Here is a 25,634-nt window from a genome sequence, read left to right as displayed (position 1 = left end):
AGTGATGACTGAGTCAATATTGATCATGCTCTCGGCCTTGGGGGCACTTGTTGTTGTAGGTATTCAGGCTAGTCTGCTTTCTTGGGTCAAGAAAAACTTGGCCATTTTTGAACTGTATATTCCGTCAGTCTTGGTATCCCTGTCTGGCTTGGTATTTCTCATCTCGGGGATGCTGACGGAGAGAAACTTGCAGCTTGCGAGTCTTGCTGTAAACTCAGTAGATCTGAATATTTCGCCATATGTAAATTGGATTTCACGTGTTGCAAATCTATTTGTTCTGTCGTTGGGTGGTAGCTACCTGGTTGTAAAAATTATTGCCCATGTTTGGAGAAGCCGCGATGAGTCGGGTAATGCTTTGAAGTGGTCTTTGTTTCCGAGGCTTAGTACACTCTTTTTATCTTTCGTTTTCATGTACTTCATTTCCCAGGTCTTTGGGACTGAGGGAGGTTTTGAGCAAAAACCGGTGTATTGGATTATCGCTTTTTCTGCAATGTTATTGTCGCCTGGCGCCGGTTTGATTGCTGGTCTTCGGTGTGCAAAGTTAATATTGCTTATCTACATGGTTGTGTCGGTTTTATACATTGCATTGGATTTTAATCAAGTACTGGCGCCTGGATATAAGGGGGTTATTCCTGGGTTTTCATATCGTTTCTGGGGGCTTGCTCCTCATGCGAACGCAATCGGCCCTCTTGCTGCACTTCTGTTGTTTTTAGAGGTATCGGTGCCCAGCAGAAGTTTTCTGGCAAGATCCTCATTCTATTTGGTTGGAACTTTTGTTCTGATTATCTCTCAATCAAAAACGTCTATTGGTGCAGCGATGGTTGGAATGGTAGTGGCTTCATTCGCGTGTGGGAAAAGGAATGCTGATTATTCAGGACCATATGTTATGGGGCTGCCTCATGTGATAGCTGGTTTCGCATTATCTGCGGCGACTCTTGTCTTATTAATGTTTTCGATAATCGGTATGCCAAGAGAACTTGCTTCTGTGGCGTCGAAAATTAATTCGGCGATTGACTTTAGCACGATGTCGGGCCGGTCTGATATTTGGCGAACAGCAATTTATGAGTTCGAGAGGAATCCAATGTTCGGATATGGTCTTGGAATTTGGGGGGCAGACTTCAGAGCTTCGATTGGGATGAATTATGCATATCATGCTCACAACCAATTGCTTCAGTCTATGTCTGAATCTGGTGTGTGTGGAATTCTAGGTTTCGGGGTTTTTTTTGTTGCTTCCCTGCTTTACTGCTTCAAGGCTAGGGTGTCTACCTACGGGGGTTCCGTTGCAATTTTTCTGTTGTTTACCTTTCGATGTATAACGGAAGCGCCTCTCAAGGTGGCTGCGATAGGAACTGGTGAGACGTTTTTTTTACTTGTGCTGCTAATGTTATGGGGACTTGCAGATAAAAATACAGAGCGGTTGTGTGTCGGGCAATCGACGCCATTGCCGTGATCCAATGCACATCATTTAACTTATAAAACACATGGATCAGCCGAAATTTTCCATAATTGTATGTTGTTGGAATAGTTCGGATTATATTTCCGACTGCATAACCTCAATCACAAGTCAATTTTACGAGGGGTTTGAGATAGTATTTGTGGATGGAGGTTCTGAAGATGGAACTCTCGAAAAAATTGATGCCGTTACATGCAAAAAGGTGGTTCTCAATAATATAAGAGGGGGTATTTCAAAGGCAATGAATGCGGGGGTATCTGTTGCATCGGGCGAAATTATTGCGCACCTGCATGCAGACGACTATTTTGCTAATTCAAGCGTTCTTTCGCGAGTTGCTCGTGCATTTGAAGATAATGCGGGTACGAAGTGGCTCTATGGGAGATTTTATAATCTAAGGGACGGTGTTCTTGCGCCGCCTTCTTATCCGGTCCGGAAGTACTCCGTTCCGACGCTGATGCGAAGAAATATTATTCCGCATTGTGCAACTTTTATTATGAGGGACGTATTTATTCAGATGGGTGGATTTTCTGATAAATATCGTCTTGCAATGGACTATGACTTATGGCTTCGCCTCTCTAGGTGCTATGTTCCAGTTCAAATGGACGAGTATCTTGGCGTATTCCGGCGGCATGGTGAAAGTTCTACAACAAAATTTGCATTGCAGTCTTTTAATGAAGACTTCTTGACCCGGTTCAAAAACTCTCCGCCTTATCTATGGCCGGAGTTCGCGCTGAGATATGTTTACAGAAGATTTCGAGAGGTTCGTTGATTGACGGAATCTGAAGTGAGGGATGGTCATAGTAGTCAAAGAACTCTGTACTTATGTTTGGTGAAATCCTGCATGATGATTCGGAAGCAGTTAATTTACGTTGCGTTGGTAGCATGGCTGCTCTCTTTGTCCGCCAGGGCTGCGTGTATAAATCCGGTTATGGGAATAAATCTTGCTGGGGCCGAGTTTGCACCGAGCGTACTTCCGGGAGTGGAGGGAATTGAATACAAATTTCCAACGAGTATTCAAATTGAAAAATACATGCGAACAGGGTTTGGGGCGATCAGACTGCCAATTCTTTGGGAAAGAATCCAGCCTGAGTTATATGGCGACTTGCATGAGCAGTATGTCAGGTCCATAGAACGAGTTGCTCGGGATGCGGAAAGGGTTGGAGTAAAGGTTGTAATTGATCTTCATAACTATGGAAGATATAGAGGAAAGATCGTTGGCGTAGATATTGATGGTGCTGCATTCAGGGATGTATGGAAAAGAATTGCGATGCGCCTTCGGGAGCACGGCAGCATTGCCGCGTATGGCCTCATGAATGAACCGAACGATGCGCGGCGTGTGTGGCACCGGATGGCCCAATTCGGTGTCGATGGAATAAGGGATTCTGATCGTCGAAAAGATATTTATATTGGCGGTGACGGGTGGAGCAATGCGGTCCAATGGGTTCAGGCTAACCCACGCCCATTTGTTATTGATCCCGAGGGCCGAGAGCGATACGAGGTTCATCTCTATCTTGACGATGATGCCAGTGGGCGTTATCTCGAGGGGCATCCAAAATCCGACCCCGAATCTCGTGTGAGAGACCGACTTGCACCGTACTTCGCATGGCTAAAAAAGTACGGGAAAGTAGGCGTAATCGGCGAATTTGGTGTTCCGAGTGACGATGATAAGTGGTTTTCTGGCGTACAAGAGTTTTACGCTATCACGAAAAACGCATGCATAGATTCGTATTATTGGGCAGGGGGTGCGTTTAGTCCAAAAAATATTCTCTCACTTGAGCCTAGGAATGGTGAGGAGAGGCTGTTAATGAAGAAAATAAAATCATATATAACTACCAGTAAATAATTATTATTATTATGATTTATTGACTGAGTTTTTAATGTGGATGTTGCGTGCAAGTCGGGCTACTTGTTGTGTTGGGTTGATAAATTTAGTTTGTTAACGGGGTGACTGGTGGTCAGGGTTTATCTTCTTCCTCATGGTTTTCAGCAAGAGTACGAGGTTGGTTTTGCAAACGGGTTGGCGGCCCAATCAAATTGTGAGGTAATTATGATTGCCTCTGACAATACTCTTGTCGGCAGATTGGCGTCGTCCGTTAAGGTTATGCCGTTACGCGGAAGTCAGGAATCGGGTCGTGGCTTTATTGCCAAAGTATGTAATATGGCCAAGTATTGGTTTTCATATTTTGGGCTGGCGATCAAGGATCGTCGTGCAATATTTCATTTTAATGGCTTGTTCTCTATGAGGGGTAACTTGGCCGTATTGCTCGAATCTTTCTTGGCGCGACTATTTATCAGGAACTGGGTATTGTCGGTTCACAACTTACTTCCGCATGACAGTGAGGGGCGATTGACTCGTATAATTTATGGGATTGTTTATCGGCTGCCAAACCTCCTTGTTGTACACACGAAATTGATGCGTCAGAGTTTGATTGGTGAATTTGGGGTGTCGCCAGATAAGATCGTCATAATTGAGCATGGAATAGATTTGTTTTCTAATCTCGATCCTGCGGATCGAGATTATGGTAGAAAAAAAATTTTAGGGGTTGGCGACGACGAGAGAGTAGTGTTGTCTTTTGGGAAGGTAATGCGATATAAGGGTCTTGAGGAATTTATTGTCGCCACTGATCAATTTGTGCGTCCAACTGATCAATGGGTCTTTGTTATTGCTGGCGTCTGTGCTGATTCTGAATTGCGGGAGAGCATTAGTTCGAAATTGGCAAAAAATAATAATGGTATGAAAGTGATTTGGTTCGATCGCTATATTGAGCACAATGAGGCATCTAAATTGCTGGCGGCATCAGATGTTATGGTGATGCCCTATCGCAAGATTGACCAAAGTGGCGTAATTTTTACTGCGCTGTCGTATGGGGTACCGGTGGTGGCTACAAACGTCGGTTCGTTATGCGAATATGCGTCACTGGGTGGTGGATGCGTTGTTGGGCAAAGTGTAGACGAAGCTTTTATTGGTGCAATACGCGACACTCTTAAAGAAGTAACTTGGTCGGATCGCTCAAAGACGGTAGAGCGCGCCCGAACGTATTTCGAATGGTGTGCTGTACTTAAACCGCTTGTGAGTAGTTATGAAGGTATTGTCGAATAACCGTATATTGCGTTAATTTTTAAAATATAAGTATTAATATGATTCAGTTTAAAAGTTATTGTTTGGTGACTCCTTGTCGGAATGAGATAGATTATGCTCGGCGGACACTCGAAAGTGTTGTGAGACAGTCAATATTGCCTGCAAAGTGGGTGATCGTGGATGATGGGTCTACTGATGGCACGTCGGATATTCTGCGAGAGTATGCGGAAAAATACTCATTCATTGAAATACATCAAAGGGCCGATAGAGGCGTTAGGCAGGTCGGTCCTGGTGTCATAGAGGCGTTTTATGATGGCCTCCGATTGATTGATGTTCGTGATTTTGAGTATATCTGTAAGTTTGATCTTGATCTGGAGATTGGCTCTCGCTACTTCGAGATTTTGATCGGAAAAATGAACGAAAATCCGCGTCTCGGCACTTGTAGTGGTAAGCCGTATTATCCGCATCCGATAACTGGAAAACTTGTTAGCGAAGAGTGCGGCGACGAGATGTCGGTTGGAATGACAAAATTTTATCGAGTATCCTGCTTTGAGGATATTGGCGGTTTTGTGCGCGAGGTAATGTGGGATGGAATCGATTGCCACACATGCAGAATGAAAGGGTGGTTAGCGAGCAGTTGGGATGAGCCTGAGTTACGGTTTCTGCATCTTCGTGCTATGGGATCTAGCCACAAAGGAATATTGACTGGTCGGCAACGTCATGGATTTGGGCAATATTTTATGGGAACTGGGATCATGTACATGATCGCTAGTGCGGTGTTTCGTATGAGTAGGCCCCCAGTTTTTTTTGGTGGTGCATCAATGTTGTACGGGTATTTGCGTAGCATGTTATTGCGAGTCAAGCGGTACGACAATGCTGAGTTTGTTCGATTTCTCCGTAAGTATCAGCTTCGCTGTTTACTTGTTGGGAAGGCAAGGGCAACAGCTGAGTTGAATGCAAGGATTTTGGCTGATCATGGTTGATAAGGCGATCCCTTGTGTAGAGCTTGAAGGGGTGCCATTTAGCTGCCTCGGGTTGGCTGAGACTGGACGTTATATTGTTGAGGCAGCCAAGGAGGGAAGGGGAGGCTGGGTCGTAACTCCGAATGTTGATATTGTTAGGCGCATTGTTCGCGATGCGTTATTTAAGCATCTTGTTTCTTCTGCAGATATTTTTACCCCGGATGGGGCCCCGATCGTTTGGGCTGCGCGTCTCCGAGGCGATAAGTTGGCAGAACGGGTTCCGGGCTCTGATTTGTTTTTAAGTGTTTGTGAAAAAAGTGCCCGAGGTGGATTGCCAGTCGCACTTATTGGAGGTAATCCGGGAGTGGCTGAGGCGGCGGCGATTATATTGAGGGATCGATACCCTCTGCTTGAAGTTGCTGGTAGTGTGTGTCCAGAATTTGGGTTCGAGAAAGATGAGCGTCAACTGACTGAGTTAGATGAATTCGTTCGACACAGCTCTGCTCGGATAGTATTTGTTGGTCTGGGTTCGCCAAAGCAAGAGCATCTGATTTCTAGGCTTCGGGGTATTCGTTCGGATATTTGGTGGATTGGGGTGGGTGTAACTTTTAGTTTTGTGGCTGGGGAGATGGCGCGCGCACCCAAGTGGATGCAGGTTATTGGTCTTGAATGGTTGCATCGAATGGTGCTTGAACCTCGACGACTGATTCGTAGATATTTGATTGATGATTTGCCGTTTGCTTTAGTAATGTTGTTGAAGGCTGTTATTTACAGAATTTTGCGCTAAATAATTGAAATTAGTTTTGCTGCTTATGTGCTTTATTTTAATTTGCACAATTGCGATGTTGAATAGTTGAGGGGTGTCTCGTATATTGTGCTTGGGAAATATAGCTCCCGTCGAGGGTGCTTTGAGTAGGCGTGAGCGAAGCTGCGATTGATAAAATCAGGGCGCGAGCAGAAGACTTGAATGACAAGGTATCCATAAGTGAAGACCTGATTCGTCACTAACCTCAGCAAGGCTCGTCGCCCGAGACACCCGACACCGTTACCTAAGCAGGAGGCGCGACGATGGCCATGAACCAGTTCCAGAAGGGGTGTCGCTGACCGACTTCCTGTTCCGCTACGGGAGTGATGCGAGCAGACCCTGATCTCGCACTGTTGGTTAGATGGTTTCGCTGTCCGCTCTGTGGTGCGGCCGAGCACTGCCTAGTCGGTCAGGGCACACGAGCACGGTTCCAGTGCCGGTGCTGTTGGAACCGACCGAGACTGCGGCAACTTCTGAACGATCTCATTGGTCATGCCGCGACCAAGTCTCCAACACGCGAGTTGCAGATTTGGCAGGACGCGGAGGATCATGACAAATCAGGTCGACGGAAACGGCTCACCTTGCATCACTCAGGTCATTGACCACGACAGTTCACAGGTGTTGTGTGGCAGTTGCACAAAGGCGCGTACATGGGGTGTTCGCCCCCTGTTCCGGCGGGTTCCAGGCGGCAGTCAACTCCTCAAAAGCTGACAGACTTGTCTGTTTTTATGTACATCTGATGGGTGGCGTTGCGACGCTACGGCGCTTGGCCTTGCGAGCAGGACTTGATCTCTGTCTCGCGCAAAAAAACACGGGGTTTCGATGGCACGTTTTTTCATGTTGAGCAGTCCGGCCGTGGGCTGTTCACTGATGCTCGCCGCGTTGGCTGGCGGGTTGAGCGGTTGCGGCGGCGGTAGCGATGAAGATGTCGCTTCGCCAGTTGCTGGCAGCCAGGCGATTGATGGGACGTCGCGCATTCAGGCCGCGGCGGCCGGTGATTACTATGTAGACGCATCGGCAGGTAGCGACACCAACTCGGGTAGTCAGGCAGCACCTTGGAAGACGCTTGCGCGTATCTCCAAGGCCGGCTTGAGCACAGGGCAAGCAGTGTTTCTGCGGTGCGGTGCTGTGTGGCGCGAATCGCTGAGCCTCGGTGCCACGCAGTTCGCTGACAGTATCAGTTTCGGATCGTATGGGGCCGAATGCGTGACGAGCAAACCGCGCATTCTGGGCTCGGACAACTTTTCTGGCGGGTGGGCGAAATCAGGCAACATATGGTCGCGCAAGGTGCCTGCAGGCACGCCCAAGATCGGGCGCTTGTTCATCAATGGCGCCGCGCAGCGTTTGGCGCAATGGCCTAACCATTCTGCTGCTGGCGGCTTTGCGGTGGCCGATGCGAGTACTGCAGCTTCCAATACCCAGTTCAAGATCAAGGCTGCTGACGCTGCACTCTTGGCTGGCAAGGATATCGTGGGGGCCATTGCTTTGTTGCGCAGCGTTGCGTGGTCGGTCGATTCGAGCAACATCAGCAGTTTCAGCAGTAGCACCAATGTTGTCGGTCTGGGAACGGCCACGGTATACGCCACAGGTTCGACCACCGAATACGTGTTGGCCGACAAAAAATGGATGGTTGATGCACCAGGTGAGTTTTTTCACGACACGGCCACCAACACGGTGTATGTCTATCCGGCTGATGCCACGTCTCAGGCTAGCCTGAATACCACCCAAGTGGAAGGTTCGGTACGAGATGTGGCTGTGGCGCTGTCCGGCCGCAAGGGTTTGAGGATCAGCGGCATTGCAATCGAGATGGCTCGCTTGGATGGACTGGCGCTAAGCGATACGCCTGAGTCCAGCGTGAGTGGCGTTGAGGTGCGAGGCCATGGGCGCAATGGTGTGCAAGTGGCGCTTCGTGCGGCACCCGTCGGCACTGCACGCGGGCTTGATCTGCGCAATAGCCTGATTTCGGACAATGGAGCAAACGGAATCAATGCCACCAGTGCAATGCGGGTTGATGTGATCGGCAATACAGTGCTCGAAACGGGTACTCAGGCTATGGCGGGCAACTCGCTCGGTGCCATCCTGGTGGGGCCGGAATCATCGGTGGAAAATAATTTCATCCAGAATTCGGCGTACTTGGGGATTCGGTTTTCCGGTACGGGCGGGTCTCGTGTCGCGGGCAACCGGATTGCGGGACACTGCGCACGTTTGACTGATTGCGCAGGAATTTATACCTGGAACGGCCCGAAAGCCAGTCGTGTCACCAGCAACCAAAGTGCGCTAGTCACAGGTAATCTGATTCAAGACACCGTAGCGCGGCGTAGCAGTGCGATTTCCGGTGGGTCGCTTGTTGCTGGCATTTATCTGGATGATTTTTCACTCGGAACTACCGTGCGTGATAACACGGTTTCGGGTGGCCAGTATGGCGTCTATGTCCACAATGGTTCTAATCATGTCATCGAAAGCAACAAGCTTTGGTTGAATACGGCGTCGGCGATTTGGTCCAATATGGACCAGACCGATGCCGACTACATGACGGGCAATGCAGTCATTGGCAACGAGATCGTGCGTTTGTCCAATGCCACAGGAAGTTACCCGGCATTGCCTATGGTCAACTCGCCGCAAGCTTTTATCTTTCGCAACCTGTATTCAGGTACCGCCACTTTGACGAATGGCTCGAATTCATTCGCGCTGAATCGTGTCTTGATGTTGAACGCTGACGGCGCGCGTTTTGCACGCGTGACGACGGCCAAGTCAGATGCTTATCTTGATCCTGCCGCTTGGCGCAACTTGAATGCAGGAGAAACGATTGTGCCGGCAAAGCCGCGCTACGTGACACATCGGCCTGTTATGGGCGCGGAGTTGATCACCAATGGGGGTTTTGCGAATGCCCTGAACAGTTGGAATGCATGGTTTGTGCCGCCCGGTACAGGGCGTGTTTTTGCAGCGAGTGCTTCCACGCCTGGCTGCACGGGAACCTGCCTGTTGTTCACCAATACGAACATGGCTGACTATGTCAGCAGTTCGGCTGCTACGTTGACCGCGGGTAAGATGTATCAGGTATCGTTCGACGCGATGTACCTTGCCAATGGCAATATTGCACCGCCGTTCGTCGGTAGTGCGACCCAGCCATTCGTTTCTTACGTCAAGATGCCCGGTATGGTGTCGTCGAGTTCGATGGTGGGTCAAAAGGGTGAGGTTGGCAGGTTCACCGGGAACTTCGTGGCGTCAACATCGGCACAAGCTGTGACCATGCTCCGTGCGTCGCCTGCCAAGATGTCGGTCGCTTTCGACAATGTCTCGCTGCGTGAGATCTTGTCCTACAAGCTGGCGCCGGCCAGTGAGTTTGTCGCGGTGGCCGCCGCTGGCACGGTGGATCGCAGCTTTGATTGCAGTGCGCTGGGTTGGCCGGCCGGTTGTGCGGTGACGGACACAATGGATAACGCTGTGGCGTTGCCTGTCGTGGTGCCAGCGCGAACGGCCAAGCTCTTGTTGCGCGCCGGTTCGGCCTGGAGCAACTGACGCGGTTCAAAACAGATGGGGGCCCCATGGCCCCCAAAGCAAAACGGCAGATCATCTGATCTGCCGTTTTCCATTTTCCGTTTTCCGAGCCGCGCAGTCTGCGCGGCAGGAATACGTTTACTTCTGCTTGCGGCGGCGAGCCATGGCGCCGATGGCACCGAGGCCGGCCAGCATCATGGCGTAGCTTTCGGGCTCAGGAACCGGGGCGGGCAGGGAAACCACGCTCGAGTCACCGGAGACGGTGGCCTGCAGCGACAGCGTGCCATAGAGGTCGACGTTGCTGAGGTTCGTGAAAGCACCGCCCATGACGCGGGCGTCGCTTTGTGCACCGGTGCCGTACCAGTAGTAGTTGTAGAGAGAGATCGAATCGCTGGCGCCCTGGCTACCCGAACCCGACGGCCCGGAACCGCTCAGGTTGAAACTGAGTTGCGCATACGAGTTTTCAGAACTGCCAGTCAAGCCATCGTAACCGACCGAATTTTGCGCGGAAGCAGCCCCATTGGCCGTCACGATCAGGATCGTGTTTGCGCTCAGCAGGAAGTTGGACGAGTACCAGTAGTTGGGAACTTGAGCGGTTGCGCTGTAGCTGGCGTAGCCGCCCGCGGTCGGGCTGTAGGCAGAACCGCTCGCAGACACCGACGAAAGGGCGCTGGTGTAGGTGCCGGCGCCGTTGAGCGTGGTGGCATTGTTGCCAACGACGGAGGCATTGGCAGTGGTTGCGCCGAAGTCTTGCGACGACGACTTGGAAGTGGTCGATCGCACACCCGTCTTGGTGTTGCTGCCGCCATCGGAGCCGGTGTCAGGATCGTTGAGGCTGACGTTGGTGCTCACCGTGCTGGCAGCCGAGCTGCCATTGATGAACGTGAGGTACGGCGTGAGCGCGTCCAGAGGATTGAGGTCAACCAGCTGGAACGTGATGTCGGTGAAGGATGCCGACGAAGACGACACCGCGTGAGCGGGCGCTGCGCCGATGACCATCATGGCGGCCAGGGCGGCAAGGCGTAGTTTCATGGAGACTCCCGAAGAGGTTGAGGAGGCCACGGTTGCGTTTTCAGAGATGGAAAACCACACCGTTGACCTAGTTTTATTCTCGAAGCCGCCGGGGTATTCCTCAATGAAACTGGCTCCCTTGTATAGGGGGTTTCAGGCTTTAAGTGTCTCGGACCCCCTTGATGGCGGGGTGGAGGGCTTGACAAGCCACGTGACCTGCCTGACAGGGTTTTTGTTCTGCAGGGCGTGCCGCACAAGCCCCGTGTCCACGGGGCGCAGGTCGCCTATATCAGGCAACCTTCTTCTTGCGACGAGCCATGAAGCCCACCACGCCCAGGCCAGCCATCAGCATGGCGTAGGTTTCGGGTTCCGGCACCGGCGCGGCCGTGACCGTGTAGGTGGCATTCACTGCGGTGGCGCCGAAGGCGTTGTTGCCGGTGGCGCTCAGCAGGTAGGTGCCGGCGGCCACGTTGTTGAACGCGAACGAGTAGCCGGTCGGGGTGGCCAACACGCTGCCAGCGGAGCCGAAGTCCACCGTCACGTTGCTGCCGGGGTCGGCAAGCATCAAGCTGAACGGGCCGAGGATGTAGTTGCCGCTGGCAAAGTTCAGGTGGCCGGTCACGTTCGACAGGCTGCCGATCGTGATCTGTTCGAGCAGCGCCGTGAACGAGCCGCCGAGGTCGATGGCCACGTTGGTGTCCGCAGCCATGGCGCTGCTGGCAGCGCCGGTGGCCAGCACGGCCGCGAGGGCCAGTTTTTTCATCAGATGCATGGTTGTTTCCCTGGCGGGTGGTGTTGAAAACAGCGTGGCCAGGTGCCCCGCCCGGTGCATCTGGCCATGGGCGATGGTGGATGCAGGGTCATGGGGGCACCATCCCGCGTGCACGGGGTTTTGCTGGTTCCAGGGCCCGCTTCGGCTGCTCACGCCGATCGCGACATCGTCGGGTTCGAGGTCGAGACGCTGGCGGCGTCGTAAAGCCATGACTCGGTCCTACACTGGTCCGATGAGTTCGTCACTGTCACCGACACCGCGCCGCAAGCTGCCGATCGGCATCCAGAACCTGCGCGAGATCCGCGAGGGCGGCCACTACTACGTGGACAAGAGCGGGCTGGCGATCGATCTGATCGAGTCGTCCGGCAAGGCGTTTTTCCTGAGCCGGCCGCGCCGCTTCGGCAAGAGCCTGCTGGTGGATACCTTCAAGGAATTGTTCGAGGGCAATCGGGCGTTGTTCGAGGGTCTGGCGGCCGAGACACGCTGGGACTGGTCCAGGCGCCATCCGGTGATCCGCATCAGTTTTGCCGATGGTGTGCTGCAGAGCCGGGCCGAACTGGAGCGGCGCATCTTCGAGATCCTGGGGGATGCCCAGCGCGAGCTGGGTGTGCAGGGCACGTACGAGAGCATCGCGAGCCGCTTCGCCGAGCTGATCCGACTGGCGCATGAGCAGCACGGCCAGTCCGCCGTGGTGCTGATCGACGAATACGACAAGCCGATCCTGGACAACATCACCGACCCGGAGATTGCGCGGCAGATGCGCGACGGGCTCATGAATTTCTATTCGGTGCTCAAGGATGCCGATGCGCACCTGAAATTTGTCTTTCTGACCGGTGTGTCCAGATTCAGCATGGCAGGCATGTTTTCCGGGCTGAACCACCTGCAGAACATCACGCTCGATGAACGATGGAGCGCACTCTGCGGCTACACCGACGCGGATGTGGACACGGTGTTCGCACCCGAGTTGCCAGGTCTGGATCGAGAGGAAATCCGGCGCCGGTACAACGGCTACAACTGGCTGGGCGAGTCGGTCTACAACCCGTTCGATTTGTTGCGGCTGTTCGAGAACCGCGAGTTCCGGCCCTACTGGTTCGAGACCGGCACGCCGACCTTCCTGGTCAAGCTGCTGAGCGAGCGCCGCCCGTACACGCCGGACCTGGGCCGCATCGTCGCCACCGACTCGCTGCTGTCGACCTTCGACGTGGATACGCTGCTGCCCGAGGCGCTGCTGTTCCAGGCCGGCTACCTGACCATCGACAGCGTCTGGCAGATCCCGGGGCGGCGCGAGCTGACGCTCAAGTATCCGAACAAGGAAGTGCAGGCGAGCCTCAACGACGTGCTGCTCAAGAGCCTGAGCGGCTCACCCGAAGTGCCCGAGCCGCAGATCAGCCGGCTCTATCGCCTGCTGCAAGCCGGCGACGTGGCGGCGCTGCGCGGGCTGTTCCATGCCTTCTTTGCCTCGATCCCGCACGACTGGTATCGCCGCAACGAGCTGTCGGCCTTCGAGGGCTATTACGCCAGCATCTTCTACAGCCACTTCGCAGCACTCGGCCTGGACATCGTGGTCGAGGACACGACCAGCAAGGGCCGCATCGACATGGCGGTGCTGTGTTTCGGCGCGGTGTGGCTGTTCGAGTTCAAGGTGGTCGAACTGGTGCCGCAGGGGCGTGCGCTGCAGCAGCTCCAGGACCGCGGCTACGCCGACAAGTACCGCAGCCGGGGCGAGCCGATCCACCTGGTCGGGGTGGAGTTCAGCAAGGCCGATCGCAACATCGTCGGCTTCGAGGTGGAGACGCTTGCGGCGTCGTGAAGCCATGACTCGGTCCTACACTGGGCCGATGAGTTCGTCACCGACACCGCGCCGCAAGCTGCCGATCGGCATCCAGAACCTGCGCGAGATCCTCGAGGGCGGCCACTACTACGTGGACAAGAGCGGGCTGGCGATCGACCTGATCGAATCGTCCGGCAAGGCGTTTTTCCTGAGCCGGCCGCGCCGCTTCGGCAAGAGCCTGCTGGTGGATACGTTCAAGGAGCTGTTCGAGGGCAACCGGGCGTTGTTCGAGGGTCTGGCGGCCGAAACGCGCTGGGATTGGACCCGGCGCCATCCGGTGATCCGCATCAGTTTTTCGGACGGGGTGGCGCAGAACGTCACCGAGCTGGCACACCGCATCCAGCACAACCTGCGCAGCAACCGGAGCGCCCTGGGGTTGCTTCGGCCGGCCGATCTGCCGCCGGAGGATGTGGCGAGCGATCTGGCCGAGCTGATCCGCCAGGCGCATGCGCACTTCGACGCCACTGCCGTGGTGCTGATCGACGAATACGACAAGCCGATCCTCGACAACATCGCCGCGCCGGAGATTGCGCTGCAGATGCGCGAGGGGCTCATGAACTTCTATTCGGTGCTCAAGGATGCCGATGCGCACCTGAAATTTGTCTTTCTGACCGGTGTGTCCAGATTCAGCATGGCAGGCCTGTTCTCCGGGCTGAACCACCTGCAGAACATCACGCTCGATGAACGATGGAGCGCACTCTGCGGCTACACCGACGCGGATGTGGACACGGTGTTCGCGCCCGAGCTGCCAGGTCTGGATCGAGAGGAAATCCGGCGCCGGTACAACGGCTACAACTGGCTGGGCGAGTCGGTCTACAACCCGTTCGATTTGTTGCGGCTGTTCGAGAGCCGCGAGTTCCGGCCCTACTGGTTCGAGACCGGCACGCCCACCTTCCTGATCAAGCTGCTGACCGAGCGCCGCCAGTTCACGCCGGACCTGGGCCGTACTGTGGCGCCGGAGGAGTTGCTCTCTACCTTCGACGTGGACACCATCCCGACGGAGGCGCTGATGTTTCAGGCCGGCTACCTGACCATCGACTCGGTCGAGGAGTTGCCGAACCAGTACGAGGTCACGCTGAAATACCCGAACCACGAGGTGCAAGCCAGCCTGAACACCTGCTTGCTGCAAAGCCTGAGCGGCGGTCTTTCTGTACCAGGGCCGCAGATCAGCCGGCTCTATCGCCTGCTGCAAGCCGGCGACGTGGCGGCGCTGCGCGGGTTGTTCCATGCCTTCTTTGCCGGCATCCCGCACGACTGGTACCGCAAGAACGACATCGCCGACTTCGAGGGCTACTACGCCAGCATCTTCTACAGCCACTTCGCCGCACTGGGCCTGGACATCGTGGTCGAGGACACCACCAGCAAGGGCCGCATCGACATGGCGGTGCTGTGCTTCGGCGCGGTGTGGCTGTTCGAATTCAAGGTGGTCGAACTGGTGCCGCAGGGGCGTGCGCTGCAGCAACTGCAGGAGCGCGGCTACGCCGACAAGTACCGCAGCCGCGGCGAGCCGATCCACCTGGTCGGGGTGGAGTTCAGCAAGGCCGATCGCAACATCGTCGGGTTCGAGGTGGAGACGCTGGCGGCGTCGTGAAGCCATGACTCGGTCCTACACTGGGCCGATGAGTTCGTCACTGACACCGACACCGACACCGCGCCGCAAGCTGCCGATCGGCATCCAGAACCTGGCCAAGCTGCGCCAGCAGGGCTGCTACTACGTGGACAAGAGCGGCCTGGCGATCGACCTGATCGATTCGGGCTCGTACTTTTTCCTGAGCCGGCCGCGCCGCTTCGGCAAGAGCCTGCTGGTGGACACGTTCAAGGAGCTGTTCGAGGGCAACCGGGTGCTGTTCACCGGGCTGGCCGCAGAAACACGCTGGGACTGGCAGAAGCGCCATCCTGTCATCCGCATCAGCTTCGGCGGCGGCGTGGTGCAGGATGCAGCCGGGCTGCTGCAGCGCATTCAGCACAATCTGCGCACCAACCGCAGTGCGCTCGGCCTGTCTCGGCCGGACGACATCCCGGCCGACGATGTGGCCGGGCATCTGTCAGACCTGATCGCTCAGGCCCATGTCCGATTCGGCCAGACCGTCGTGGTGCTGGTCGATGAATACGACAAGCCCATCCTCGACAACCTGACCCGGCCCGACGTGGCGCGCGAGATGCGCGAAGGGCTGCGCAACCTCTATTCGGTACTCAAGGAGATGGACGCCAACCTGCGTTTCGTCTTTCTGACGGGGGTATCGAAGTTCAGCAAGGTGAGCCTGTTCTCCGGACTCAACAACCTGCGCGACGTCACGCTCGACGCGCGCTGGAGCGCGCTGTGCGGCTACACCGACGCGGACATCGACACCGTGTTCGCGCCCGAACTGCCCGGCCTGGACCGCGACGAGATCCGGCGCTGGTACAACGGCTACAACTGGCTGGGTGAGTCGGTCTACAACCCCTTCGACGTGCTGCTGCTGTTCGAGAACCGCGAGTTCCGGCCCTACTGGTTCGAGACCGGCACGCCCACCTTCCTGGTTGATCTGCTGGCGGCCAAGCACTTCTTCACGCCCGACCTCAGCCGCGTGCACGCGAGCCTGACGCTGCTGTCGACCTTCGACGTCGAGAAGATCGCCCCCGAGGCGCTGCTGTTCCAGACGGGCTACCTGACGCTGCACGGCGTGCGCCAGCCGATTCCGGGGCAATGGGTCTACACGCTGGGTTACCCGAACCGCGAGGTCGAATCCAGCCTGAACGCCGCGCTGCTCGAAGGCTACGGCGTGCCCGATCGCGAGTCGTTCGACGCGCGCATCCGGCTGATCGAGCTGCTGCGCACGGCCGACCTGCCGGCGCTGCAGGCGCTGTTCCAGGCCTTCTTCGCGTCGATCCCGCACGACTGGTATCGCAAGAACGAGCTGGCGGGCTTCGAGGGTTATTACGCCAGCGTGTTCTACAGCCACTTTGCGGCGCTGGGCCTGGACATCCGGGTCGAGGACGCCACCCACCACGGCCGCATCGACATGGTGGTGCTGTTCGAGGGCCGGGTGTTCATCTTCGAGTTCAAGGTGGTCGAGCAGGCCGCGCGCGGCGAGGCCCTGCGCCAGATCCGCGAGCGCGGCTACGCCGACAAGTACCGCGCCCGCGGTGAGCCGATCCACCTGATCGGGGTGGAGTTCAGCAAGGCTGATCGCAACATCGTCGGGTTCGAGGTGGAGACGCTGGCGGCGTCGTGAAGCCATGACTCGGTCCTACACTGGGCCGATGAGTTCGTCACCGACACCGCGCCGCAAGCTGCCGATCGGCATCCAGAACCTGCGCGAAATCCGCGAGGCCGGCCACTACTACGTGGACAAGAGCGGGCTGGCGATCGACCTGATCGAGTCGTCCGGCAAGGCGTTTTTCCTGAGCCGGCCGCGCCGCTTCGGCAAGAGCCTGCTGGTGGATACCTTCAAGGAGCTGTTCGAGGGCAACCGGGCGCTGTTCGAGGGGCTGGCGGCCGAGACACGCTGGGACTGGTCCAGGCGCCATCCGGTGATCCGGATCAGTTTTGCCGATGGTGTGCTGCAGAGCCGGGCCGAACTGGACCAGCGCATCTTCGAGATCCTGCAAGATCACCAACGCCGGTTCGGCGTGACGTGCCAGCACCAGAGCGTCAGCGGCCAGTTCAGCGAGTTGATCGAACTCACGCACGAGGCGCTGGGTGCTCCCGTGGTGGTGCTGATCGACGAATACGACAAGCCGATCCTCGACAACCTGACCCGGCCCGATCTGGCGCGCGAGATGCGAGATGGGCTCAGGAATCTCTATTCGGTGCTCAAGGGTTCGGACGCGCACCTCAAGTTCGTCTTCCTGACCGGGGTGAGCAAATTCAGCAAGGTGAGCCTGTTCTCGGGCCTCAACAACCTGCGCGACATCACGCTCGACGCGCGCTGGAGCGCCCTGTGCGGCTACACCGACGCGGACATCGACACCGTGTTCTCCCCCGAGCTGCCGGGGCTGGACCGCGACGAGATCCGGCGCTGGTACAACGGCTACAACTGGCTGGGTGAGTCGGTCTACAACCCCTTCGACGTGCTGCTGCTGTTCGAGAACCGCGAGTTCCGGCCCTACTGGTTCGAGACCGGAACGCCCACCTTCCTGGTTGATCTGCTGGCGGCCAAGCACTTCTTCACGCCCGACCTCAGCCGCGTGCACGCGAGCCTGACGCTGCTGTCGACCTTCGACGTCGAGAAGATCGCCCCCGAGGCGCTGCTGTTCCAGACCGGCTACCTGACGCTGCACGGCGTGCGCCAGCCGATTCCCGGGCAATGGGTCTACACGCTGGGTTATCCGAACCGCGAGGTCGAATCCAGCCTGAACGCCGCGCTGCTCGAAGGCTACGGCGTGCCCGATCGCGAGTCGTTCGACGCGCGCATCCGGCTGATCGAGCTGCTGCGCACGGCCGACCTGCCGGCGCTGCAGGCGCTGTTCCAAGCCTTCTTCGCGTCGATCCCGCACGACTGGTTTCGCAAGAACGACATCGCCGGCTTCGAGGGTTATTACGCCAGCGTCTTCTACAGCCACTTCGCGGCGCTCGGGCTGGACATCCGGGTCGAGGACGCCACCCACCACGGCCGCATCGACATGGTGGTGCTGTTCGAGGGCCGGGTGTTCATCTTCGAGTTCAAGGTGGTCGAGCAGGCCGCCCGCGGCCAGGCGCTTCGCCAGATCCGCGAGCGCGGCTACGCCGACAAGTACCGCGCCCGCGGCGAGCCGATCCACCTGGTCGGGGTGGAGTTCAGCAAGGCCGATCGCAACATCGTCGGGTTCGAGGTGGAGACGCTGGCGGGCTGAAGTTCCCCGGGGCCTGGGGATCGCTCACAATCGTTCAGTCACTCGCTGCGCAAATCGCTCGAAATCATCCAGATGCAGGGTGGCAATGGCGAAGACGATGGCCCAGTCGATCTCGTCATAGTTATGGACAGCCAAATTCCGGAATCCGACCGATCGGCGCATGGCTTGAGCCAAGGTTGCGTCGATCACGCTCGCTTCTGTCAATCGGGTGAACGTTTCACCCATCGTGTTCGGTGGTGGCAGTTCCAGTTCGGAAAGCAGGTGTGCGGCCATGTCGACACACAACTGCACGGCGCGACTGAGGTTCAATACCAGCACGTCCTGAGCGTCGACATCACCGAGCAATTCTGGCAGCGAGGCCGGGCACTTGCTGCGCACACGCACAAGGCAGCGTCGCAGCGACTCGAGCTTGCGTTCCAGCACTAACCGATCCACGCTTTTCTCCTCTCGGCCAGCATGCGCCGGACATAAGGCATGAAGTCTTCGTTGTCGAAGACGTGCCGGCTGATGAGTGCGGCGTAGGCCGCGTCGCTGCCACGGATGCGCCGGCCGTGGGCCAGGATCTGCCCCAGCAAGGGCTCACCCACCGTGCGCAGGTCGACCAGGTCGACCGCTCTGCCGGTGGTATCGGCCAGGTCGGCGATCAAGGCCATCTTTTCTTCGGCGCTCAAGGCATGCCGTGCTTGAACGGCGATATCGACGTCGCTGTCTGCGCGTGCCCGCCCCTGGGCCAGCGAGCCGAACAGCAGCACCGTCTCCAGTTCGGGATGGTTGGCGATGGCGGTTTCGATCGGGTCTGTGCCGTGCATGGCAGGGATCGTACGGTATGCAACGTCAACGCCCGTTTGTCGGCCAGCCACGACAACATGTTTCGCACGCGGACGGCGAAGCAAAGTTCTGGCTCACGCCGTCGGTACACTTGGCCGTGAACACAGGGCTCTCCAACCTGCAGGTACGGCAGGCGCAGACTGTCGTTGAAAAGCATATTCAGGAGATCGAAGATGCCTGGCATCGTCACTTTGGCGGCTGAGGTCACCAACGTATCCATGCACTGCTTCTGGCTTTTGCTGGGCGATGAAGAGCTTGCAGTGCCGTTCGCGGCGTTTCCATGGTTCAAGTCGGCAACGATCGAGCAGCTTTCGAACGTCGAACGCCCGAGCGAGAACCATCTCTATTGGCCGCAGCTCGACATGGATCTGTCGATCGAATCGATCCGAAAGCCGGAGAACTTCCCGCTGATCTCGCGAGCCGTTGACGGCTGAATTCATGGCTGTTGAATCTCCGCGCCGCAAGCTGCCGATCGGCATCCAGACCCTGGCCAAGCTGCGCCAGCAGGGCTGCTACTACGTGGACAAGACGGGCCTGGCGATCGACCTGATCGATTCGGGCTCGTACTTCTTCCTGAGCCGGCCGCGCCGCTTCGGCAAGAGCCTGCTGGTGGATACCTTCAAGGAGCTGTTCGAGGGCAACCGGGCGTTGTTCGAGGGTCTGGCGGCCGAGACGCGCTGGGATTGGACCCGGCGCCATCCGGTGATCCGCATCAGTTTTGCCGATGGTGTGCTGCAGAGCCGGGCCGAACTGGAGCGGCGCATCTTCGAGATCCTGGGGGATGCCCAGCGCGAGCTGGGTGTGCAGGGCACGTACGAGAGCATCGCGAGCCGCTTCGCCGAGCTGATCCGACTGGCGCATGAGCAGCACGGCCAGTCCGCCGTGGTGCTGATCGACGAATACGACAAGCCGATCCTGGACAACATCACCGACCCGGAGATTGCGCGGCAGATGCGCGACGGGCTCATGAATTTCTATTCGGTGCTCAAGGATGCCGATGCGCACCTGAAATTTGTCTTTCTGACCGGTGTGTCCAGATTCAGCATGGCAGGCCTGTTCTCCGGGCTGAACCACCTGCAGAACATCACGCTCGATGAACGATGGAGCGCACTCTGCGGCTACACCGACGCGGATGTGGACACGGTGTTCGCGCCCGAGCTGCCAGGTCTGGATCGAGAGGAAATCCGGCGCCGGTACAACGGCTACAACTGGCTGGGCGAGTCGGTCTACAACCCGTTCGATTTGTTGCGGCTGTTCGAGAGCCGCGAGTTCCGGCCCTACTGGTTCGAGACCGGCGCGCCCACCTTCCTGGTCAAGCTGCTGGCCGAGCAGCACTTCCACACCCCCGACCTGAGCAGCCTGCAAAGCGATCTGTCGCTGCTGTCGAGCTTCGACGTCGACCACATCGCCCCGGAAGCCCTGCTGTTCCAGACCGGCTACCTGACGCTGCACGGCGTGAGCCGGCCGATGCCGGGCGAGCAGATCTACACGCTGGGTTATCCGAACCGCGAGGTCGAGACCAGCCTCAACCGCGCGCTGCTGGTCGGTTATGGCGTGCCCGAGCGCCAGGCCTTGAACGCCCGCATCCGGCTGATCGAGATCCTCAAGACCGCGAACCTGCCGGCCATGCAGGTGCTGCTGCGCGCCTTGTTCGCCAGCATCCCCAACGACTGGTATCGCAAGAACGAACTCGCCGGCTTCGAGGGTTATTACGCCAGCGTGTTCTACAGCCACTTTGCGGCGCTGGGCCTGGACATCCGGGTCGAGGACGCCACCCACCACGGCCGCATCGACATGGTGGTGCTGTTCGAGGGCCGGGTGTTCATCTTCGAGTTCAAGGTGGTCGAGCAGGCCGCGCGCGGCGAGGCCCTGCGCCAGATCCGCGAGCGCGGCTACGCCGACAAGTACCGCAGCCGCGGTGAGCCGATCCACCTGATCGGGGTGGAGTTCAGCAAGGCGGATCGCAACATCGTCGGGTTCGAGGTCGAGACGCTGACGGCCTGACGCACGGCCGGCCGGACCGCGTGCGCGGTCGTGCCTATGCGGCCATCACCGCGGCGGTCACCACGATCTCGATGCGCCATTCGGGGCGCGCCAGCCGTGACTGCACGGTGGCCCGCGGCGGCGCGTGGCCGTGGGGCACCCAGGTGTCCCAGACCGCGTTCATGCCGTCATAGTCGGCCAGGTCCGCCAGGTGGATCTGTGCCATCAGGATGCGCGATCGGTCGCTGCCCACCTCGGCCAGCAAGCGGTCGATCGCGGCGAGCACCTGCGCGGTCTGGCCGCGGATGTCCTGCGAACCGTCATCGGCAACCTGCCCCGCGAGGTAGGCGGTGCCGTTGTGTACCGTGGCTTCGCAGTAGCGCGGGCCGGGGTGAAAACGGGTGATGTCGGAGGTGGGAGCTTTCTGATGGGTATCCACGCGATGTTTCCTCTCGGCGATAGACCTTTTGTGCCGAGCAGGGATCGTAGTGCGACTGCAGGGGTGGTCTGACGGATGTTGGTCCTCGATGCCCATGAAAAAAGCGCCTCGGAAGGCGCTTCTGGGATCAGCCGGCGCTGCGCCCGTGGCGCAGCCACCCGATCATGCCTGTTTGAACTTGCGACGACGCGCCATGAAGCCGACGGCACCGAGACCGGCGAGCATCATGGCGTAGGTTTCGGGTTCGGGAACGGCGGAGATGCTGACGTTGTCGAGGTGGGTGTTGCGGCCGTTCACGCCCAGGAAACGCAACGTGGTGTTGCCGGTCGAGGTGGCGGTGAAGCTGTAGGTCTGGTTGAACACGTCGCCGTCCGTGGATACATAACCAACCATGGCCGGATTGAACGCTGCGCCACCGAAGTCGACTCGCAGGGCGTTGCCCGCGCTGCCGCTGGAGAGGTACGAAAACGTCATTTCATACTGCTGCCCGCCGATCACGCCGATCACCTGGCTCAGGACGTCGGTGCTTGCGTTGAAGAACGCCGTGCCGAAGCTGGACCAGGTCACGGCGGTCGTGCCGGGTTGGCCCCAGCCGGTCAGGTCGCTGTCGAAGGTGCCGTTGGTGATGCTCTGTGCGTGCGCCTGCGCGCCCAGCAACATCGCCGCGGCGAGTGCGCCGGTCTTCAGAAGGTGATTGATGCGGATCATGTGTTTCCCTGGATCGGTTTGACACGGGCGGTAAGGCTGGGTTCGAGGTTTCGCTGCCCGGCGCGAATCTGCGGTTTCATGCTACGGCTTGTGGTGCAGTGCAGTAAGGGTGCAAGGCGCTGGCGGAGTCCCGTGTTCAAGGGGGTTTTGTGGTGATCCGGCAGATCGACCCCGTGAACAAAGGGTCGCGGATTGGGCTGAAATCGTGTTTTGCCAATTTGGGGTGTGTGCTCGCCCGAGAAATGAAAATGCGCCCGTCAGGGCGCTTCGGCGGGCTGAATGTCTGTCAGGTCGGATCGGTGCGGCGGCGGCGGCGAGCCATGAATCCGACGGCGCCCAGCCCGGCCAGCAGCAGGGCGTAGGGCTGCGGTTCCGGCACGGCGCTGATCGTCATGGCGACATCGTCGAACTGGAAGACCGAGTTGCCGCGCGCGGTGCCCGTGTAGTTGAAGGTCAGGCTGTAGTCGCCCGCGGCAAGCCCGCTGAACGTGGTGCCGTATTGCGCGGTCTTGTTCTGATCGGCGCCGGGGTTGCCGCTGTGGGTGCCGTCGCGCAGCAGCACGATCGGTGTCTGGCCGGTCAGTGTCACGCTGGCGATGAAGCTGTTGTCGCTCGATGAGCGCGTGTACCAGAACGACAGGTCCAGATCCGACGTGCCGGACAGCGCGAACCCGTAGGTGAGGGCGCCACCGTTGGCCAGGCTGATGAAGTTGTCGGCATTGGCGCTGTTGGCGCCACCGACGCTCACGGCGTCGGCCGTGCCCGTGCTGAGCCATCCCGACACGGTGTTGTTGCCGCGGTAGGCGCCACCGACCAGGCTGACGCCGTGGTTGAAGTCTTCGGTGAGGGTGGTCTGGGCCTGCGCCGCGCCTGCTGCCGACAAGGCTGTGGTGGCGATGGCGGCCATCCACCGTGCGCGTTGGCTGATGGTGCGGTTCAAGTGACCCTCCCGGCCTGCTGTCGATTCGCGCAGCCGCCCATCGGGTGCGTCGATTTGAAGGTCTGCAGGTATGGAACGGATCCTACGAAGGGCCCGCAAGCGGATTCATCCGATCAGCGCCAGAACAAGCCCCCATTTGCAGGGATCACCGCAGTCGGGTGGTTTCGATACCCGTGAATAAGTGGCGTTTCGGGCATGTCTGACCTGAATTGATATCTGTCGGTGGTTTTGTCGTCGGCTCGAACGGATTCGATGCGACATAACCACGCCCGATTCGTATCAGCCCTTGGTTGCGGGATTGGTGAAAAACGGCTGGTGCCGAAAATGGAAATCCGTGTGGCGCCGCCGTGGCGGTGCGCCACACAACCCACATAAACCGCCCGGGGAAAACTTCATGAAACTCAAATCCATCATCGCCGCCGTGGCGCTCAGCGCTGCTGCGGCCAGCAGCTTCGCCGCGACCGAAACCATCACCTACACGGGTTCGGACACGGTCCTGGGCCTGACCGGCTCGCTCTACAACCTGTCAGGTGGCCTGGGCGATGTCAAGCTGGACGGCTTCTCGACCGGCGTGTTCACCGACCTGAGTGGTTACTTCTACCACTTCGCCATCACCGGCTCGGACAACAGCTACGAGCTGACCTACGACGGCACGGGCACGTCCAGCTTCGCCTGGCTGACCGAGCCGGCCGGCGGCCAGCTGACGGTCGGCCCGGTGGTGTCGTCGGTTCCGGAACCCGAGACCTACGCCATGCTGCTTGCCGGCATGGGCGTGGTGGGTGCGATGGCCCGTCGGCGCAAGAACAAGGCCTGAGTCAGGTCGAGAGAAGGGCGCCGTCGCATGGCTGTATGCGATGGGCGCTCTTTCAAGCGGGCTTCGGCCCGCTTTTTTTCGTCGCAAGGAGTGTTCGGACGAAAAAAAGGCAGCCCGCCTGGGCTGCCTCGCATCTCGAGGTCGAGATGACGGGTGTCGATCAGGAGTGACCGATGCCCTTGCGGCGACGGCTCATGAAACCGATGGCGCCCAGGCCGGCGAGCAGCATGGCGTAGGTTTCGGGTTCCGGAACCGGGGCGGTCGCCGGCGTCATCTGCAGCGAGCCCTTGTACAGGCCGGGTGCCGTGGCGTCGACGCTCAACGTGTGCGAACCGGCACCCAGGATGCCCGTGAACGACCAGAACGAACCATCGCCGAGCACATTGACAAAGCTCGTGCCGTCGATGGTGACGCTGGTGATGCCTCCGGTGAGGAAATCGATCACGCTCGAACCGACGGCATTCGAGCCGCTCAGAACGAAGGAGAACGAGTCGTCGTCGGTGCCGGTGAACTTGTAGGTGTTCGCGGTCGAGGTCGCTTGCAGGGTGCCGGCATTGGCAGCCATTGCACCCAGGCTCAGGGCGGCAATCGCAAGAATGGATTTCAGCTTCATGTAAATCTCCCCGGGCGGTTGAAATGGTTTGCGTGATGCACCGCCACGGCGGCACCACACTGGTTTTCATTGTCGGCAGTCGATGGTTTTTACCTATCCCGCACCTGAGGGTATGAACAGGACTGCATGCGGCGATGCAGCATGGGTTCAGGTTGTCCCCCCTCATCTGGAGGGGTCGAATGGGCGCTGGACGTGGAATCCCCCTGAATGCGGGGCCACGAGATGTGCACATGTCAGCAGAATCGGTTCAACCCTGCGGTATGGGGCTGGCAGGTACAACGGTCAAATTTCAAGGGAATCATCATGAAATTGCGCACTGTCGTTTTCGCAGGGTTGCTTTCGGTCGCGGGCTGGTCTCAGGCGGCTCCGGTGTTCGAGGACAACTTCGACGCCAACACGCCGGCCGTGAACACCGTGCCGACCGGCTGGTTTCTGGGCGGTGGCACGGTGGACATCATCGGTAGCGGTTTCCTGTACGACTATGTGCCGGGCAATGGCCTGTATGTCGATCTGGACGGCTCCACCTCCGAAGGTGGCACGCTGTTCAAGTTTCTGAATCTGACGGGCGGCACGACCTATCAGCTGTCGTTCGATCTGGCCGGCAACAATGTGCCCAGTGGTGGATATCCGTCCGATATCGTCGACGTGACTTTCGGCAGTGCGGCGGGCACCTACACCCTGAATCCCGGCGATGGTTTTTCCACCCGCACCCTGAGTTTCACGGCGGGTGGCAACGGCTCGTTTGCGCTGCTGTTCCACAACCGTGGTGGCGACAATGCCGGCGCCCTGCTCGACAACGTCAGCGTGACGGCCGTGCCGGAGCCGGAAACCTACGCGATGCTGCTGGCGGGCCTGGGTGCGATCGGCTTCATGCGGCGGCGGCGGCAGGCCCAGGCGCAGGACCAGTGACCCGGTCGACGATCAGCTGATCCGCGCAGACGGCGGGCCTTCGGGCCCGCTGCGCGTTTGGGGGCTGCGTCGGGGTGTCGCGACAGGGACTCCGGCAGCATTTCGCGCTCGGTGCCGGGGATCGGGGCCGGGCCTCGATCCGAGGGTATTCGCGTCGCATGGATCTGCTAAAAC

General features: G+C 58.2%; 22 protein-coding genes and 2 pseudogenes. 16 read left to right on the top strand and 8 right to left on the bottom strand.

What is annotated here, in order from left to right:
- Positions 1-4: 4 nt before the first annotated feature.
- The 7 genes from LCHO_RS22790 (at position 5) to LCHO_RS23405 (ending at position 9,818) form a co-directional block, all read left to right on the top strand.
- Entirely contained in the window at positions 5-1,450 is a 1,446-nt protein-coding gene (locus LCHO_RS22790) for an O-antigen ligase family protein (protein ID WP_012347369.1), read from the top strand.
- Between the two features lie 31 nt (positions 1,451-1,481).
- Positions 1,482-2,222 carry a glycosyltransferase gene (locus LCHO_RS22205; RefSeq protein WP_012347368.1) on the top strand — a complete coding sequence of 247 codons (741 nt, stop codon included), beginning with the start codon at positions 1,482-1,484 and terminating at the stop codon, positions 2,220-2,222.
- 72 nt (positions 2,223-2,294) lie between these two features.
- Complete coding sequence (locus tag LCHO_RS22785; protein WP_083772720.1) at positions 2,295-3,296, top strand: glycoside hydrolase family 5 protein; 1,002 nt, start codon at positions 2,295-2,297, stop codon at positions 3,294-3,296.
- Between the two features lie 108 nt (positions 3,297-3,404).
- Positions 3,405-4,553, top strand: a complete 1,149-nt coding sequence (locus tag LCHO_RS22780; protein ID WP_150105464.1) for a glycosyltransferase family 4 protein — start codon at positions 3,405-3,407, stop codon at positions 4,551-4,553.
- 38 nt (positions 4,554-4,591) lie between these two features.
- Positions 4,592-5,515: a glycosyltransferase family A protein gene (locus tag LCHO_RS22200; RefSeq protein ID WP_012347365.1), complete on the top strand. Its 924-nt coding sequence runs from the start codon at positions 4,592-4,594 to the stop codon at positions 5,513-5,515.
- On the top strand, positions 5,487-6,281 hold the full coding sequence (locus LCHO_RS22775; RefSeq protein ID WP_083772719.1) for a WecB/TagA/CpsF family glycosyltransferase: 795 nt from the start codon (positions 5,487-5,489) through the stop codon (positions 6,279-6,281). Before LCHO_RS22200 ends, LCHO_RS22775 begins: the two co-directional genes overlap by 29 nt.
- A gap of 840 nt (positions 6,282-7,121) precedes the next feature.
- Positions 7,122-9,818: a right-handed parallel beta-helix repeat-containing protein gene (locus LCHO_RS23405; protein WP_012347363.1), complete on the top strand. Its 2,697-nt coding sequence runs from the start codon at positions 7,122-7,124 to the stop codon at positions 9,816-9,818.
- A 117-nt stretch (positions 9,819-9,935) separates the two neighbouring features.
- Here LCHO_RS23405 and LCHO_RS23965 read toward each other — a convergent pair whose 3' ends face one another.
- Entirely contained in the window at positions 9,936-10,829 is an 894-nt protein-coding gene (locus tag LCHO_RS23965) for a PEPxxWA-CTERM sorting domain-containing protein (protein WP_012347362.1), read from the bottom strand.
- A 268-nt stretch (positions 10,830-11,097) separates the two neighbouring features.
- A complete protein-coding gene (locus LCHO_RS22195; RefSeq protein WP_223210439.1) occupies positions 11,098-11,790 on the bottom strand; it encodes an FxDxF family PEP-CTERM protein in 693 nt (230 codons plus the stop codon).
- Between the two features lie 22 nt (positions 11,791-11,812).
- Here LCHO_RS22195 and LCHO_RS11700 point away from each other — a divergent pair, with 22 nt between their 5' ends.
- From LCHO_RS11700 to LCHO_RS11685, 4 genes are read left to right on the top strand one after another with little or no spacing between them, the layout of a single operon-like run.
- The gene (locus LCHO_RS11700) at positions 11,813-13,390 is read left to right on the top strand and encodes an ATP-binding protein (RefSeq protein ID WP_012347360.1); all 1,578 of its coding nucleotides are present in this window, start codon (positions 11,813-11,815) and stop codon (positions 13,388-13,390) included.
- 28 nt (positions 13,391-13,418) lie between these two features.
- Complete coding sequence (locus tag LCHO_RS11695; RefSeq protein ID WP_012347359.1) at positions 13,419-15,002, top strand: ATP-binding protein; 1,584 nt, start codon at positions 13,419-13,421, stop codon at positions 15,000-15,002.
- A gap of 28 nt (positions 15,003-15,030) precedes the next feature.
- On the top strand, positions 15,031-16,626 hold the full coding sequence (locus LCHO_RS11690) for an ATP-binding protein (RefSeq protein WP_012347358.1): 1,596 nt from the start codon (positions 15,031-15,033) through the stop codon (positions 16,624-16,626).
- Between the two features lie 28 nt (positions 16,627-16,654).
- Complete coding sequence (locus LCHO_RS11685; protein WP_012347357.1) at positions 16,655-18,226, top strand: ATP-binding protein; 1,572 nt, start codon at positions 16,655-16,657, stop codon at positions 18,224-18,226.
- Positions 18,227-18,250: 24 nt separating this feature from the next.
- Here LCHO_RS11685 and hepT read toward each other — a convergent pair whose 3' ends face one another.
- Both hepT and mntA read right to left on the bottom strand, forming a co-directional pair.
- A complete protein-coding gene (gene hepT, locus LCHO_RS11680) occupies positions 18,251-18,649 on the bottom strand; it encodes a type VII toxin-antitoxin system HepT family RNase toxin (RefSeq protein ID WP_223210438.1) in 399 nt (132 codons plus the stop codon).
- Positions 18,649-19,035, bottom strand: coding sequence for a type VII toxin-antitoxin system MntA family adenylyltransferase antitoxin (mntA, locus tag LCHO_RS11675; protein WP_012347355.1), 387 nt, complete (start codon positions 19,033-19,035; stop codon positions 18,649-18,651). The genes hepT and mntA overlap by 1 nt, the downstream gene beginning before the upstream one ends.
- 17 nt (positions 19,036-19,052) lie before the next feature.
- On the opposite strand from mntA, the gene LCHO_RS22770 reads away from it, so the two are divergent.
- The 3 genes from LCHO_RS22770 to LCHO_RS11665 are packed head-to-tail and all read left to right on the top strand — an operon-like array spanning position 19,053 to position 21,058.
- The gene (locus LCHO_RS22770) at positions 19,053-19,256 is read left to right on the top strand and encodes a DUF4160 domain-containing protein (RefSeq protein ID WP_083772718.1); all 204 of its coding nucleotides are present in this window, start codon (positions 19,053-19,055) and stop codon (positions 19,254-19,256) included.
- The gene (locus LCHO_RS11670; RefSeq protein ID WP_012347354.1) at positions 19,228-19,488 is read left to right on the top strand and encodes a DUF2442 domain-containing protein; all 261 of its coding nucleotides are present in this window, start codon (positions 19,228-19,230) and stop codon (positions 19,486-19,488) included. Before LCHO_RS22770 ends, LCHO_RS11670 begins: the two co-directional genes overlap by 29 nt.
- 4 nt (positions 19,489-19,492) lie before the next feature.
- Entirely contained in the window at positions 19,493-21,058 is a 1,566-nt protein-coding gene (locus tag LCHO_RS11665; RefSeq protein WP_012347353.1) for an ATP-binding protein, read from the top strand.
- 34 nt (positions 21,059-21,092) lie between these two features.
- On the opposite strand, the gene LCHO_RS11660 is transcribed toward LCHO_RS11665, so the two are convergent.
- The 3 genes and pseudogenes from LCHO_RS11660 to LCHO_RS22185 all read right to left on the bottom strand — a co-directional run bounded on the left by LCHO_RS11660 (position 21,093) and on the right by LCHO_RS22185 (position 23,124).
- The gene (locus LCHO_RS11660) at positions 21,093-21,476 is read right to left on the bottom strand and encodes a RidA family protein (RefSeq protein ID WP_012347352.1); all 384 of its coding nucleotides are present in this window, start codon (positions 21,474-21,476) and stop codon (positions 21,093-21,095) included.
- Between the two features lie 162 nt (positions 21,477-21,638).
- A pseudogene (locus LCHO_RS23720) lies at positions 21,639-22,136 on the bottom strand (FxDxF family PEP-CTERM protein); the annotation flags it as partial.
- Positions 22,137-22,470: 334 nt separating this feature from the next.
- A complete protein-coding gene (locus tag LCHO_RS22185; protein ID WP_050757348.1) occupies positions 22,471-23,124 on the bottom strand; it encodes a PEP-CTERM sorting domain-containing protein in 654 nt (217 codons plus the stop codon).
- A 721-nt stretch (positions 23,125-23,845) separates the two neighbouring features.
- On the opposite strand from LCHO_RS22185, the pseudogene LCHO_RS24315 reads away from it, so the two are divergent.
- Positions 23,846-23,938 (top strand): annotated as a pseudogene (locus LCHO_RS24315) (PEPxxWA-CTERM sorting domain-containing protein); the annotation flags it as partial.
- Positions 23,939-24,098: 160 nt separating this feature from the next.
- Here the strand turns inward: LCHO_RS24315 and LCHO_RS11640 are convergent.
- On the bottom strand, positions 24,099-24,551 hold the full coding sequence (locus tag LCHO_RS11640; RefSeq protein ID WP_012347348.1) for an FxDxF family PEP-CTERM protein: 453 nt from the start codon (positions 24,549-24,551) through the stop codon (positions 24,099-24,101).
- Between the two features lie 303 nt (positions 24,552-24,854).
- On the opposite strand from LCHO_RS11640, the gene LCHO_RS11635 reads away from it, so the two are divergent.
- Entirely contained in the window at positions 24,855-25,460 is a 606-nt protein-coding gene (locus LCHO_RS11635; RefSeq protein ID WP_012347347.1) for an FxDxF family PEP-CTERM protein, read from the top strand.
- The last annotated feature ends 174 nt before the right edge of the window (positions 25,461-25,634 follow it).

The sequence above is a fragment of the Leptothrix cholodnii SP-6 genome (assembly GCF_000019785.1).
Taxonomy (GTDB): Bacteria; Pseudomonadota; Gammaproteobacteria; order Burkholderiales; family Burkholderiaceae_C; genus Sphaerotilus; species Sphaerotilus cholodnii.
This window is presented reverse-complemented; position numbering and strand designations above follow the sequence as displayed.